The organism is Fredinandcohnia quinoae, assembly GCF_022427965.1.
GTDB lineage: Bacteria > Bacillota > Bacilli > Bacillales > Bacillaceae_L > Ferdinandcohnia > Ferdinandcohnia quinoae.
This window is the reverse complement of record NZ_JAKTTI010000005.1, coordinates 144,127-156,950: the sequence shown is the minus strand read 5'-3', so window position 1 is coordinate 156,950 and position 12,824 is coordinate 144,127. Positions and strand designations below refer to the sequence as shown.

Below are 12,824 nucleotides of genomic sequence, written 5' to 3'. Positions count from 1 at the left end.
TTAACCATTTTCATGCCTGGGTTGGGAGTAAAAATTTAATCATGTTAGTTTTTATGGTAAAACATACTTTTGGATTTGGGGAGCTTTCTTAATCCTGTGAAGCAGTGGACTGGGTTAACGCTTCACCTAATTCGGATGATCTAGTTGTAGCCCGTTTAATGCATGAGATCATTGCCTCTTGATAGTGAAATTGTTCAAGTACTTTAATCCCAGCTTCCGTTGTACCACCAGGACTTGTGACTTCTCTGCGTAAAATGGCAGGCTGCTTCGTCGATGTCTTTAACATTTCCGCAGCTCCAATAATTGTTTGTAATATTAATTCCTTCGCAATTTTCTTTTCTAAGCCGATTTCATCTGCGGCCTTTTCCATTGCTTCGACTAAATAATATACATAAGCGGGACCGCTACCAGAAAGACCTGTAACAGCATGTAAATCTTTTTCGGCAACCGTTGTCACAATACCAATTGTCGTAAATAGTTGATGTGCAATATTTAGGTCTTCTTCGGTTGCATATTTTCCAACAGATAGAGCAGTTGCCGATTTTCCAATAGTTGCAGATGTATTTGGCATCGCTCGGATAACAGCTACTTTTGTCTGAAGCAAATCAGTAATTGTTGTTGTTGCGACACCAGCTAAAACAGAAATAATTAATTGTCGACTGTTCACGAACTCCCTTATATTTGTAACTCCTTCGACAACATCTTTAGGTTTCATGGCTAGTATCATAATGTCGGCATTCTTAAGAGTGATCTCCTTATTTTGCGTTGTATGAATGCCGTATGTCATTTGTAAATAGTCGATTCGTTCAGTATTGGAGCGATTGATCACAGTGATCTGACTGGGTGCAAATAGCTCCTTTTGTAACATACCTGAAATCATCGCTTCTGCCATTGAGCCAGCACCTACAAACACAACCTTTTGTTTGTTTTCCATCATAATCCCTCCGTTTTTTTTAAAATAAAAAAGATCCACTCCATCCTAATAAAAGGACGGAATGGATCCGCGGTACCACCTTTGTTAATAAAATGAGGAAGTTCTTCCACATTTTATTCTTCTCGAACCCGTATCGTGGGGGACGGTTAGGTTTGCCTAACAGCTCGTAGGTAGGTTCAATCATTAAGGGGGCTATGAGATCTTTCAGCCGGTGAATCTCACTCTCTTCTTGCCATTAATTGATTTATTAGTCCTATTCTTCGCTTGTTGTATTTAGATATTGTTAGTCATTATGCATTGGATTGATTGTATTGTCAAGTGTTGAAGTGTAAGAATTAAATAATAATTTTATACACATAAGTTATAAATTATTTGAATATAATGACAAATATGAAAAATAGATGTAAACTAAAATTATATCTATGAAAATTATTGTGGATTGATTATATAACAATAGTAAAGAGGAGAATTTCATAATTATGACGATTTCACAAGATGTTTTTAAATTTACGTTTACAACTCCCTTTCCAGTAGGGGATGTTAATGCATACTTAATCAAAGGAGATGTGTTGACTTTAGTTGATGCGGGTGTAAAGACAAATGAAGCTTGGCAAAGTTTAATTAGTCAACTTAAGGAATTGGGCTATGTACCATCAGATATTGAACAAGCAGTGATTACACACCATCATCCGGACCATGTCGGTTTACTTGATTATTTTAGAGAAGACTTACCGATCATAGGTCATCCTAAAAATCAACCCTGGATTAGTCAAGATGAGCAGTTTTTCACTAGTAATGAGCAGTTTTTTGTAGATCTTTTTACCCAGTTAGGAATTGAGCCAGGGTTTGTTAAGTATGTTACGGATATTAGAAAAACACTTCGCTACGGTTGCCATCGTTCGTTAACGACAGCAGTTGTAGAAGGGGATGTGATTTCTGGATTGTCTGAATGGAGGATTATCGAAACGCCAGGACATGCACAGAGCCATATCGTTTTATATCGTGAGAGAGATGGACTTGTCATCGGTGGAGATCAGTTGCTGGCTAAGATTTCACCTAATCCTTTGTTAGAACCGCCACAATTTGGTGAAACTGTAAGACCTAAGCCGTTGCTTCAATACAATGATTCATTGAAAAAACTATTGGAACTAGATATTTCAGTGGTAGTTACTGGACATGGTGATGACATTTTACACGCACATGAACTTATTCACAAACGATTAGGTGCTCAGAAAGAACGAGCCTATCATGTTCTAACAATGATCCGCGAAAAACCAATGACTGCGTTTGAAACCTGTATGCAGTTATTCCCAAAGATTTTTGCGAAGGAACCTCTTCTTACAATGTCAGAAACAATTGGCCAGCTTGACTTCTTGGAGGAATTAGGGGAAATTAAGATTAACGTATCTGATGGACAATTTATCTATCATGTTTAGGTGGAGAAATTTTTGAGGTGACAATGCACATGAATGAAAGACTTAAGGGCAAGAACGTTATTATAACAGGTGCTTCCAGCGGGATTGGTGAGAGAATTGCTTATTTAGTTGCTGAGCAAGGGGCAACTCCGATTCTGTTAGCTCGCAGATATGATCAATTAGCTAGCATTGCAGAGGCCATAAAGAACCGGTACAATAACGATTGCTTTTTTTATCAGGTTGATGTTAGTGACACTAAGAGTGTTTTAGCTGTATTTACTGAGATATTGGATCGGTTTCAAACAATTGATGTCCTTGTTAATAATGCTGGATTTGGCGTCTTTGAAAATGTTGTCGATGCTAATCTTGATCGAATGAAAAGCATGTTTGAGGTAAATGTTTTTGGACTAATAGCCTGTACAAAAATGGTGCTTCCGCGTATGATTGAGCAAAATTCTGGTCATGTGATTAATATCGCTTCACAGGCTGGCAAGATTGCTACACCAAAATCAAGTGTGTACTCGGCAACAAAGCATGCGGTTCTAGGGTTCACAAATAGTTTGCGACTTGAACTAATGGAAACAAATATACATGTAACCGCGGTAAATCCTGGCCCAATTCGAACCCGTTTTTTTGACATTGCTGATGAATCAGGGAATTATGCTAAAAATGTTGATAAATTCATGTTGGACCCAGATAAAGTAGCTTGGAAAATTGTAAAAGCCATGCTTACTTCAAAGCGGGAGCTTAATCTACCAGGCTGGATGAATGCGGGGAGCGTGTTTTATACCCTTTTTCCTAGGCTTGTCGAAAAGGTTGGGGGTAAGGCGTTTTTTAAGAAGTAAAATTGATTGTACATAGAAGGCGTTACTCTGTCATGGGGAACGCTTTTTATTTTTGATAAAGGATTCATTATTTTTTACTAGAAATAGTAGAGTATAAGGAATTTTAAGTGCAAAGGAGAGACTTATGAATCTGGAGAAAATTTTATTTGAAGTGGGGATACATTCTTTTACCTCTTATTCGGAGGTTTTAGGCGGAGAAGATAGCTCTGTTTGGAGGATTGAGACGAAAGGAGGTTCTTGCTTTGCATTGCGTATATTACCAAGGGATAGACATGAGCAATTTCTTCGTGAGGAAAGAATTATTAAATTTGTGGGTGAACAAGGTATACAGGTTCCAAGAGTTATTTCGGTAATTTTGTGTGAGGACTATACCGTGATGTTAATGGAATGGGCAACAGGTCATACGCTTCTTCAAGAACTTCAGGAGCAACCAGAAATCGCATATAGATTAGGTGTTGAATGCGGGAAAGTCTTAGCTGCAATACATAAGATTTCCATCGAAGACTTTGTTATTAATACGGAATCAGATTGGCTAAAACCTAAGGGTGAAGCTGAAATAGCTGTTTTTAATAAAATACAGGGAAAAAGTTGCATACCATCTTCTTTACTCCACTTAGACTTTCACCCACTTAATGTTCTAACAGATGGACAACAGGTTACAGCGGTCATTGATTGGAATAATGCTTCAACTGGGGATGCACGCTTTGACATAGCACGAACTCTGTCCATACTTCGTTTGGAAGGACCAAGACTTGGTCCAAGCTTTGAAAATATTCTTTTGGATTTCGAAAAAGGCTGGCTTGAAGGTTATTCAGCAACAGCTGGGGAAATTGATTCTTTATCATTATTTAATGCATGGGCTGGGCTTCGGATGGAGCGGGACTTAGTAGGAAAACGATCTGATGCTGATTTTGAAAGAATGAAACAATGGGTGAATCATTGGATGAAACAGGATGGCGGGGAGCTGTAACTATTAAAAGGTCTGGTCATCTTATTCGCTGTAAATAAATAGGGGAATAGTGATGTGAATAGGCACCAATCTTATTATGGAATGTAAGAAACTAGGTGGTTGTGATGTATATGGGCGTGAATCGCATCAGTGAGAGTAAAAACTTGGAAAATGGTGATGTGCAAGAGCGCGAATCGCCTCAGCGGGAGTAAAAACATGGAAAATGGTGATGTGCAAGAGCGTGAATCGCCTCACCGGGAGTAAAAACATGGAAAATGGTGATGTGCAAGTGCGCGAATCACCTCATCGAGAGTAAAAACATGGAAAATGGTGATGTGCAAAAGCGTGAATCGCCTCAGTGAGAGTAAAAACTTGGAAAATGGTGATGTGCAAGAGCGTGAATCACCTCACTGGGAGTAAAAACTTGGGAAATGGTGATGCGCAAGAGTGTGAATCACCTCACCGGGAGTGAAAACTTGGAAAATGGTGATGTGCAAGAGCGTGAATCACCTCATTGAGAGTAAAAACCTGGAAAATGGTGATGCGCAAGAGCGTGAATCGCCTCACCGGGAGTGAAAACTTGGAAAATGGTGATGTGCATAGGTGTGAATCGCCTCACCGAGAATTTAAGCTTTGTTAATTTTCATTGTTGCTGCATTTCCCCCTTGCACCTCCAGTAACGTGAGGATGTATGATTAACGTAACCACGTGGTGAAAGTTAAAATTGGAATTTTAAAGGAGGAGGACAAAATGGGCAAAACATATTCAATCGGAGAGTTTTCCGAAAGAACTGGAACATCTATACGAACCCTACATTATTATGATGAAATCGGATTATTAAAACCTGATAAGAATCCTAGTTCAGGGCATCGACTTTATACGGATCAAGATGTATTGGCATTACAAAAAATAGTATGCTTCAAATTCTTAGGTTATAGTCTTGAACAAATTTCAGAGATGATGAATCTATCTAGCTTCGATATTAGCCTCAATGATACATTACAACTGCAAAAAAGGACCCTCGAGGAGAAAAAAGAACATATCGATGCTGCATTAACAGCAATTAATCGAACGATTACTTTACTTGAGGAAGAGGGTGAGGTAGATAGCACAATCTTAATGAGCTTAATTAATAATATTCAAACAGAAAAGGATCAACGTCTCTGGTTGGAGCAGCATACAACTGAAGAAGTTATTGAACATCTTTTTAATAAGACAGAAGAAGACAAGCTTGCGTTGGATAAGGAATTCATTCAATTTTCGAAGGAAGTAAAACGCCTTGTTGGAAGACCCTTTGATGATCCGGAAGTACAGGCAATGGTTGATAAACAAATGAAGATGACTCTTTCTTTTGTAGGCGATGAGGCCATGTATGCGTTTGCTGACTTAGAATCGATAGACACAGATGAGCTAGAGAAAATGGCTCCATCACCATATACAAAAGAGGAGGAAGAATGGCTGAATCAGGCAATGGAGCATTATATGATTCAAAATGGAATGTACGAACTGGATGGGAAATAAGATTTCTTTAGTTTAATTCGTTAAGTATTCATGCACAATGTTATTGATAATATCATGTAGATTAGCTGATGGATTGTGTTCTATCAGCTTTTTAACTTTTCGCTGTAGTTCATCATATTCTATATTTGTTTTTCATTTTAGGGGTAAAATAACATTTTATATTTTGATCTTTTCAATGCATTCTAGTCCTTCATTTTTAACATTTCCAACGAGTGTGGAAACAGGATATGCCTGCATTTCTTCTGTAGGAAAAGGCATGATTAATCTCAATAATTCTTTCATATCTACTTCATTTCTTTGAAGCCATGTTTGTTCATCCTCTTTCTTCAGAATAACAGGCATCCGATCATGGACTTGTGAAACAAGTTTATTCGGAGTGGTTGTAATTATTGTGCATGTGCTCAGTTTTTCTCTTGTTATTGGATTAATCCAAGTATCATAAAGCCCTGCCATACTAAAAATACTGTAATCTTTTTTCAAAAATCGTATCGGTCTTTTTTGCCCTTCCACGTTTATCCACTCAAAAAAGGAGTCTGCGGGGATGATACATCTTTTTCGATATATTAAATTCTTAAAGGATGGTTTTTCTAGCAAAGTTTCCCCTCTTGCATTAATCGTTTTTCCAGCAAATTTATCATCTTTGGCCCAAGATGGAACTAGCCCCCATCTTAGTTCTCCTAGACGATTTTTACTTCCATCATTGATTATCGCTGGCACTTGCTGCATGGGGGCCACATTATATCTAGGGCGATGAAAAGGGATTTCTTGATTTTCAATCTCATATCTTTTTACTAATTCTTCAAACGTAATTGTTAGAGTAAAGCGTCCACACATCTCATAAACCTCCGTTTTAATCAAATGAACATTGGAAAATTTTCACACATTGAATACGAACGTATATTCTGTTATTATAAGCATAAAATAGAAACAAACGTTCTTTTCTATAGGAGTGATTCTTTCATGGCTTCCGCACCTTATCTGCAATTCAAGGAAATTGAATTGGTTAAGAGGGTTATTATTCTTCCTATTTTACTAAAATCTTTAGACCAAGACCTAGCTGTATTACAAAAAAATAAATTACATATGTGGTTAGTATATAACGCTCACCTCAAATCTATAGGAAGTGCAATAAAAAGGGAGTTAAAAGAATTAGAAAAGCAAATGAAACAAAGAGGGATTAAGATTTTATCCCAACAACATGAGTCTAACGGCTTATTTACTCAATTTCTATGTAGAGGGTACGAACATGAGATTAGTTTACTACACGGTTTTATTCATGCCCAAATTACTATCATTCTCAGTGAGTACTTAAAAATTGATTTAACGGAGATTGATTAATTATGAAAAAAAAAGTAATTTTTTTAGCTGATTGTCAGTCATTTTATGCTTCAGTAGAAAAGGCTACCCACCCTCAATATGCCAAGAAACCATTAGCGGTCGCTGGAGACCCGAAAAGGCGCAGTGGAATTATTTTGGCAGCTTGCCCAATTGCTAAAGGCTTCGGTGTTTCCACTGCAGAATCACTTCGCGAAGCATTCGATAAATGTCCTCAGCTGGTAGCGATTCAACCAAGAATGCAGGAGTATGTAAATATTTCTTTACAGATTACTTCTATTCTGGAATCATATACGAATCTTGTGGAGCCCTTCTCGATTGATGAACAGTTTTTGGATGTCACTGCCTCTCTTCACTTTTTTGAATCGCCTCAAGATATGGCGCGTCATATTCAAAAACGAATTCTCATTCAAACAGGCATATATATGCGGATCGGTATTGGGGAAAATAAGGTTTTGGCGAAGATGGCCTGTGACAACTTTGCTAAGAAAAATGCGGATGGAATTTTTGAATTAACGAAACAGAATATAACCGAGTATTTGTGGCCTTTAGCACCTGATAAAATGTTCGGTGTTGGTTCCAAAACACTTTACCATCTTCATCAAATTGGTTTAAGAACTATCGGTGATGTAGCGAAAACCAATATAGCTGATCTAAAGAAGAGGTTACAAAAGTATCATGGTAAAAAATGTGATGTTTTGGCCCAAGTCTTATGGTCCACGGCTAATGGCATTGATTATTCCCCGGTTACTCCAGATGCATTTTCTTTGCAAAAAGGAATAGGACGCCAAACCACTCTTCCGATTGACTATTATGAAGCAAAAGATATTGAGGTAGTCCTTTTAGAACTCTCTTCCTTGATTTGTCAAAGAAGCCGTTATAAGGGGTATATGGGGACAGTTGTTCATGTTGGTGTGCAAGGAGCTGATTTTAAAAAGCCAACTGGATTTCATCGACAAAAGAAGTTACAGCACCCTTCCTGTCTAACGAGTGAGGTATTTGAAACGGCTAAAATGCTCTTTCATCAGCATTGGAATGAGCTTCCTGTCCGGAAGGTATTCGTATCACTTAGTCAATTTCAGACAGATGATCGTTTGCAGCTGTCCTTGTTCGAAAATAGAGAAAGACAACTATCATTAGAAAAAAGTATGGATACAATCAAACAAAAATTTGGAGAGACCTCTATTTTTTTCGCCTCTTCATTAACACGAGCTGGGCAAGCAAAATTCTTAGCTCAAAAAATTGGAGGACATATAAAATGAAAAAACTACAAGGAAATGGCTTATGGGAAAGTAGTCGAATGATGCTGATGGAACATCGGGATGCCATTATTCATCGAAGCATGGAATCGAAACATGAACAGATGCCGGTCGTTGATGAACAAAAACAAGAAGAAATTAATCGGATTCTTTTACAGGCTTTTAAGGAAAACTTGGAAATCAAAATCAGTTATTTTCATGAAAAGGAATTTAATGATGTGACCGGAATCATTACGCATCTAGATGGAGTAAAGCAATGTATTAAAATTCATGATGACTGGATTAAATGTAACCTTATTCATGAATGTTCTGTTAAGTGACTCCTTTTGGCCCTAATTTAAGGATGTGTATTAATTAATATACGGTTTTCAGGTTGAAAAAAGAAGGAGAATTTTCTAGATATATCGAAATATATTGACTATTGATAAAACTATAGTGTTTGGAGGTCAGTATGGGATATATTGAAAATTTGCGTAAAATTGTCGGAAATCAACCGTTAATTCTAGTTGGAGTTGCTGTTGCAGTCATCAATGACAAAGATCAAATTTTATTGCAAAAGCGTTCCGACGGAGTATGGGGAGTTCCAGGCGGCTTCATGGAATTAGGAGAATCAACTGAAGAAGCGGGAAGAAGAGAAGTATTTGAGGAAACGGGAATAGAAGTGGGGAATCTTGATTTAGTAGGTGTTTTTTCGGGAAAACAGCATCATGTTACATTACCGAATGGTGATGAATTCTATCCAGTTACGATTGCCTATGTGACAAAGGATATTAAAAATGACACGATAAAAATAGACAGCAAGGAAACGTTAGAAGCAAAGTTTTTCAAAGTCAATGAATTACCAGAGGGACTAAGTCCACTCATTCGGAATATGATTAAACAATATTTACTTTCGTTATAGTGTGGTTTTCATTAAAAAACAGCAGTAAAGTATAAAACTTCTGCTGTTTTTAATAGCCAATTCAAAATTCATCTATAACATTTATTAATTTCCACTAAAAGGGTTTTTATAGCATCTCCGTTTTGCTGTTTTTTCATATTTCTTTGAAAATCCTCCCTTTTTTTATAAAGTGTATCGAGGGATTTAATCAACGTTTCACTATTTAGTTTTTCTTCTTCCAACGTAAGGGAGTATCCTTTTTCTTGAAAGGCTTGCGCATTCAAGATTTGATCTCCTCTACTTTGATGTAATCCTAGAGGTATGATTAGCATTGGGATATTTAATGCTAAAAATTCAAAAATTGCATTTGAACCACCTCTTGTTAAAACGATATCCGTAGCAGCTAGTATATCAGGCAACTCTTCATGGACATATTCAAATTGACGATATCCAGGAGTCATAACGAAATTAGTATCGATATTGCTTTTCCCACATAAATGGACAATTTGGAAAGATTCAGCCAGCAGATTTAATGAATTTCTGACGACCTCATTAATTTTTTTTGCCCCTAAACTTCCACCCATGATAGTTAAAATTGGACGATCATTAGTAAAACCAAGAAATTCTCTCCCCTTGTCTTTAGAGCCGTTAAGTATTTCTTTTCTAATAGGGGAACCAATCACAGTTGTTTTTTGTGCTGGTAAATACTTTTTTGTTTCTGCAAATGAAGTAAAAATTTTAGTTGCAAATCTCATCGAAATTTTATTCGCTAAACCTGGGGTTATATCACTTTCATGAATGAAGATAGGAATTTTTAGGGACTTAGCGGCTAAAATAACCGGTACCGAAACAAATCCACCCTTGGAAAAGACCAAATTAGGCTTTAACTTTTTAAGAATTTTCCTTGCTTCAATACAGCCTTTCATGACTCTAAATAAATCCACGAAGTTCTCAAAGTCTACATATCTCCTAAGTTTGCCACTGTTAATTCCATAGTATGGAACGTTGATTTTTCGTATTAATTCTTTTTCAATTCCTGCTTTTGAACCAATATAATGGATGTCCCAATCCTTACCGATTTCACTGATTATTGCCATATTAGGTGTGACATGACCCGCCGAACCTCCACCGGTAAATACAATCGTTTTTTTCGACATAGATCCTCCTACTTTTTTCAAAAATACAGTTTCAATTGCTAATCATTCTAACATATTTATCTTTATCAAGTGATGCGGTTAATCTTTAATGCTCTAGGATATAGATATGATAACAATACAAAATTATATTACTTGATGGAAAGATATATTGAACTACCCACCGCATTTCCAAAATGGAAGGAGAACAACAAGATATGTTTCTCGAAAAACATGAACCAGCATCTGATGAGGATTTTAATTGGTTTGACGAAGAGGGAAATCTTATTGATAGTCTAGATTCTGGCGTTACATCACAATTATCGAAAATAAATAGATATATAATTGAAGTAAAACAAAATAATATGGAAACGCCCCGATTTATACAGTGGTTATTTACAAATGGCTACAAAATATATTGTGCCTCTGATTGTCGCCGCGAAGTCGATTGTATGTCAAAAGTTCAGAGAATTCTTTTTGAAAGAGAAAAGACAATGAAGAATTGGGTTTCCTTTAAAAATCAAAAGAATATATATTTAAAAGAATTTGTGTATGTGGAAGATATAGAATTAATCTGGAGCACATATTTGTTAATTTCAAAGAAGAGCATTGAAACGTCTGCACTTTTTAGTCTTTTAGAGGAGCTTTGTATATTTTCTTCGGGATTCCCCAACCTTAGTTTCACTAGGATATTACCTATATATAAGGAAATAATGATAGGGAAAATTTCATGGGGAGAATCCTACTTTAAGCGAGGTACAGATAAAGAGCCTGTCGTTCTAATCTGCTATACAGGTGAAAAGATAGTTTAGGTTTAAACAATAATATGGTATTTTTATTATTTTCATATAGATGATTAAGGATAGTATCGAACGTTGAAAATATGTTTGTACTATCCCTTTTGTCAATTCTGGAAATGGTAATAATACAAATAGACTCTATGAATACGATAATTAGATTGGTTTTTTGTCACCTTCTTCTACCCAATCTCGATGATTTTCATAAAGTGGATGTATTTGTTCGGCATCGAGGGCTATAACTTCACACCCACGGTCATCATAGACAAAGAAAATAATATCTTTTGTGATGTTCACAAAGAAAACATCGGGATAAGAAATGCTGTACCCTCCAAATCTTGGTTTTAATGGAAAATCTTCATTACAGGCTGCTTTAAGTAATTTATTTACTCGAAGGTCACCAGGTTTGCATAATAAGGAAAATTGCTGCATCTCGTACTCTACTGCTCCATCACCTTCGAATGGATAGGGATATGTTTTCACCTGTATACGATTTAAATTACTCTTACACTTAATAAATGGATGGTACACCTTCAATTTTCTTATACATTTCTCATTGGTTTTGTGCTTATACATATTAGCTACAAGGAACAGGTCATCGTCTTGATCAAATAATTCATCAAAAATTGTGGAAGCCTGTGTATATACAAGCTGAAATCTCTCAAGATTTAGTTCATCATTTTCTTTGAATTGATAGATATCTCCTCCAAGAGAAAAGTGAATACCGATGTCCCATTGATAATAAATACTAGGAACTAATTCAAGACTTGGAAACTTTTCCTTCAAATAATCGATTATCTTCATTTACACATTTCCTCTTTCGTTTACTTTGTATAGTTATTTATGACAACTGAAAAGTAAATAATCATAATCTATTATAAAAGTTACTTTGTTAGATAACAAACCTTTCAAGCGACTATGATAGTTATTTATATTTTGGATATGATATAATTAGGGTTTTCAAAATTCAAATTTTAATGAAGTAGAAAATAAAAGAGGAACTGGAAGAGGAGAAACAGAAGCATGAAGAATATAATAGTAGTTGCTATAGTAATTTTCGGTTTGCTTAGTTTCTTTCTATACAATTCTGGATATTTTAATGATCATTATAAAATACCAAATTTTGAAATGGAACGACTACAATCAATATTAGAAGATGCTATTCAGGTGGATGATCTTGAAACAATTATTCCAACGGTCCAAAGTTATCAACATATTCCAGATACAAAAACATCAATTATTATTTTTACACCACAGGAATCTTTTTGTAAAAGTTGCAGTGGAATAGCATTTTTCGACAAAACCATTAGAGATTATTATCATTTTTCAGGCAGTAGTATTTCTAATTATCCAATAACCGACAGACACAAAAAAATAAATGGGCAAAAATACCTAATTTTACTAATGGATAATAGAAAAGCAAATGTCCATTCCTTCCAAGTTAAATATTTAGGAAAAAGTAAAACATTTTATCCAGGACAAGACTTTTTTGTAGGATTAATGAAGGTGGAAAAACTTTATGATAAGGCATCTTACTCTTTTTATAATCAAGAAAATAAGAACATTACTGATAATGTGGCTTCTCTTTTTCCGAGTGACGTGAATAATTCCATCAGTGAGTGAAATTTTATTGTAAAACACGGATCTTTTAAAGTCGAATTTTTAAAATCTATTGACGAACCGAAAGTAATTCTATATATTAATAAATAATTTAAAATAAACGATGCGATGATAAGGACAAGAGGAATTCTAACCG

At 35.8% G+C, this 12,824-nt stretch carries 15 protein-coding genes; 10 read left to right on the top strand and 5 right to left on the bottom strand.

Annotation, left to right across the window (positions count from 1 at the left end):
- Positions 1–88: 88 nt before the first annotated feature.
- Positions 89–934, bottom strand: coding sequence for a pyrroline-5-carboxylate reductase ProI (proI, locus tag MJG50_RS05970; RefSeq protein WP_240253619.1), 846 nt, complete (start codon positions 932–934; stop codon positions 89–91).
- Between the two features lie 479 nt (positions 935–1,413).
- Here proI and MJG50_RS05965 point away from each other — a divergent pair, with 479 nt between their 5' ends.
- The 4 genes from MJG50_RS05965 to MJG50_RS05950 all read left to right on the top strand — a co-directional run bounded on the left by MJG50_RS05965 (position 1,414) and on the right by MJG50_RS05950 (position 5,664).
- Positions 1,414–2,370, top strand: coding sequence for an MBL fold metallo-hydrolase (locus tag MJG50_RS05965; protein ID WP_240253617.1), 957 nt, complete (start codon positions 1,414–1,416; stop codon positions 2,368–2,370).
- 29 nt (positions 2,371–2,399) lie between these two features.
- On the top strand, positions 2,400–3,194 hold the full coding sequence (locus MJG50_RS05960) for an SDR family NAD(P)-dependent oxidoreductase (RefSeq protein WP_240253615.1): 795 nt from the start codon (positions 2,400–2,402) through the stop codon (positions 3,192–3,194).
- Positions 3,195–3,318: 124 nt separating this feature from the next.
- On the top strand, positions 3,319–4,164 hold the full coding sequence (locus MJG50_RS05955; RefSeq protein ID WP_240253614.1) for a phosphotransferase family protein: 846 nt from the start codon (positions 3,319–3,321) through the stop codon (positions 4,162–4,164).
- Between the two features lie 729 nt (positions 4,165–4,893).
- Complete coding sequence (locus MJG50_RS05950) at positions 4,894–5,664, top strand: MerR family transcriptional regulator (RefSeq protein WP_240253612.1); 771 nt, start codon at positions 4,894–4,896, stop codon at positions 5,662–5,664.
- Positions 5,665–5,676: 12 nt separating this feature from the next.
- Here MJG50_RS05950 and MJG50_RS22440 read toward each other — a convergent pair whose 3' ends face one another.
- Both MJG50_RS22440 and MJG50_RS05945 read right to left on the bottom strand, forming a co-directional pair.
- Positions 5,677–5,787, bottom strand: coding sequence for a YqzH family protein (locus MJG50_RS22440; RefSeq protein ID WP_490374911.1), 111 nt, complete (start codon positions 5,785–5,787; stop codon positions 5,677–5,679).
- A 33-nt stretch (positions 5,788–5,820) separates the two neighbouring features.
- Positions 5,821–6,498 carry an SOS response-associated peptidase gene (locus MJG50_RS05945; protein ID WP_240253611.1) on the bottom strand — a complete coding sequence of 226 codons (678 nt, stop codon included), beginning with the start codon at positions 6,496–6,498 and terminating at the stop codon, positions 5,821–5,823.
- Positions 6,499–6,624: 126 nt separating this feature from the next.
- Here MJG50_RS05945 and MJG50_RS05940 point away from each other — a divergent pair, with 126 nt between their 5' ends.
- The 4 genes from MJG50_RS05940 to MJG50_RS05925 all read left to right on the top strand — a co-directional run bounded on the left by MJG50_RS05940 (position 6,625) and on the right by MJG50_RS05925 (position 9,159).
- Positions 6,625–7,002 carry a YhjD family protein gene (locus MJG50_RS05940; protein ID WP_240253609.1) on the top strand — a complete coding sequence of 126 codons (378 nt, stop codon included), beginning with the start codon at positions 6,625–6,627 and terminating at the stop codon, positions 7,000–7,002.
- Between the two features lie 2 nt (positions 7,003–7,004).
- Entirely contained in the window at positions 7,005–8,261 is a 1,257-nt protein-coding gene (locus tag MJG50_RS05935; protein ID WP_240253607.1) for a DNA polymerase IV, read from the top strand.
- A complete protein-coding gene (locus tag MJG50_RS05930; protein WP_240253605.1) occupies positions 8,258–8,578 on the top strand; it encodes a YolD-like family protein in 321 nt (106 codons plus the stop codon). Before MJG50_RS05935 ends, MJG50_RS05930 begins: the two co-directional genes overlap by 4 nt.
- Before the next feature lie 131 nt (positions 8,579–8,709).
- Positions 8,710–9,159, top strand: coding sequence for an NUDIX hydrolase (locus MJG50_RS05925; protein ID WP_240253603.1), 450 nt, complete (start codon positions 8,710–8,712; stop codon positions 9,157–9,159).
- A gap of 68 nt (positions 9,160–9,227) precedes the next feature.
- Here MJG50_RS05925 and murG read toward each other — a convergent pair whose 3' ends face one another.
- Positions 9,228–10,295, bottom strand: coding sequence for an undecaprenyldiphospho-muramoylpentapeptide beta-N-acetylglucosaminyltransferase (murG, locus tag MJG50_RS05920; protein WP_240253601.1), 1,068 nt, complete (start codon positions 10,293–10,295; stop codon positions 9,228–9,230).
- 173 nt (positions 10,296–10,468) lie between these two features.
- On the opposite strand from murG, the gene MJG50_RS05915 reads away from it, so the two are divergent.
- The gene (locus tag MJG50_RS05915; protein WP_240253599.1) at positions 10,469–11,083 is read left to right on the top strand and encodes a hypothetical protein; all 615 of its coding nucleotides are present in this window, start codon (positions 10,469–10,471) and stop codon (positions 11,081–11,083) included.
- A 141-nt stretch (positions 11,084–11,224) separates the two neighbouring features.
- On the opposite strand, the gene MJG50_RS05910 is transcribed toward MJG50_RS05915, so the two are convergent.
- Entirely contained in the window at positions 11,225–11,872 is a 648-nt protein-coding gene (locus MJG50_RS05910; RefSeq protein WP_240253597.1) for a DUF3885 domain-containing protein, read from the bottom strand.
- A 219-nt stretch (positions 11,873–12,091) separates the two neighbouring features.
- Here MJG50_RS05910 and MJG50_RS05905 point away from each other — a divergent pair, with 219 nt between their 5' ends.
- The gene (locus MJG50_RS05905) at positions 12,092–12,691 is read left to right on the top strand and encodes a hypothetical protein (protein WP_240253596.1); all 600 of its coding nucleotides are present in this window, start codon (positions 12,092–12,094) and stop codon (positions 12,689–12,691) included.
- The last annotated feature ends 133 nt before the right edge of the window (positions 12,692–12,824 follow it).

What these genes read in the sequence shown, in the direction of transcription:
- proI (WP_240253619.1), bottom strand. Translation starts at nt 934, where the DNA reads ATGGAAAACAAACAAAAGGTTGTGTTTGTAGGTGCTGGCTCAATGGCA.
- MJG50_RS05965 (WP_240253617.1), top strand. Translation starts at nt 1,414, where the DNA reads ATGACGATTTCACAAGATGTTTTTAAATTTACGTTTACAACTCCCTTT.
- MJG50_RS05960 (WP_240253615.1), top strand. Translation starts at nt 2,400, where the DNA reads ATGAATGAAAGACTTAAGGGCAAGAACGTTATTATAACAGGTGCTTCC.
- MJG50_RS05955 (WP_240253614.1), top strand. Translation starts at nt 3,319, where the DNA reads ATGAATCTGGAGAAAATTTTATTTGAAGTGGGGATACATTCTTTTACC.
- MJG50_RS05950 (WP_240253612.1), top strand. Translation starts at nt 4,894, where the DNA reads ATGGGCAAAACATATTCAATCGGAGAGTTTTCCGAAAGAACTGGAACA.
- MJG50_RS05945 (WP_240253611.1), bottom strand. Translation starts at nt 6,498, where the DNA reads ATGTGTGGACGCTTTACTCTAACAATTACGTTTGAAGAATTAGTAAAA.
- MJG50_RS05940 (WP_240253609.1), top strand. Translation starts at nt 6,625, where the DNA reads ATGGCTTCCGCACCTTATCTGCAATTCAAGGAAATTGAATTGGTTAAG.
- MJG50_RS05935 (WP_240253607.1), top strand. Translation starts at nt 7,005, where the DNA reads ATGAAAAAAAAAGTAATTTTTTTAGCTGATTGTCAGTCATTTTATGCT.
- MJG50_RS05930 (WP_240253605.1), top strand. Translation starts at nt 8,258, where the DNA reads ATGAAAAAACTACAAGGAAATGGCTTATGGGAAAGTAGTCGAATGATG.
- MJG50_RS05925 (WP_240253603.1), top strand. Translation starts at nt 8,710, where the DNA reads ATGGGATATATTGAAAATTTGCGTAAAATTGTCGGAAATCAACCGTTA.
- murG (WP_240253601.1), bottom strand. Translation starts at nt 10,295, where the DNA reads ATGTCGAAAAAAACGATTGTATTTACCGGTGGAGGTTCGGCGGGTCAT.
- MJG50_RS05915 (WP_240253599.1), top strand. Translation starts at nt 10,469, where the DNA reads ATGGAAGGAGAACAACAAGATATGTTTCTCGAAAAACATGAACCAGCA.
- MJG50_RS05910 (WP_240253597.1), bottom strand. Translation starts at nt 11,872, where the DNA reads ATGAAGATAATCGATTATTTGAAGGAAAAGTTTCCAAGTCTTGAATTA.
- MJG50_RS05905 (WP_240253596.1), top strand. Translation starts at nt 12,092, where the DNA reads ATGAAGAATATAATAGTAGTTGCTATAGTAATTTTCGGTTTGCTTAGT.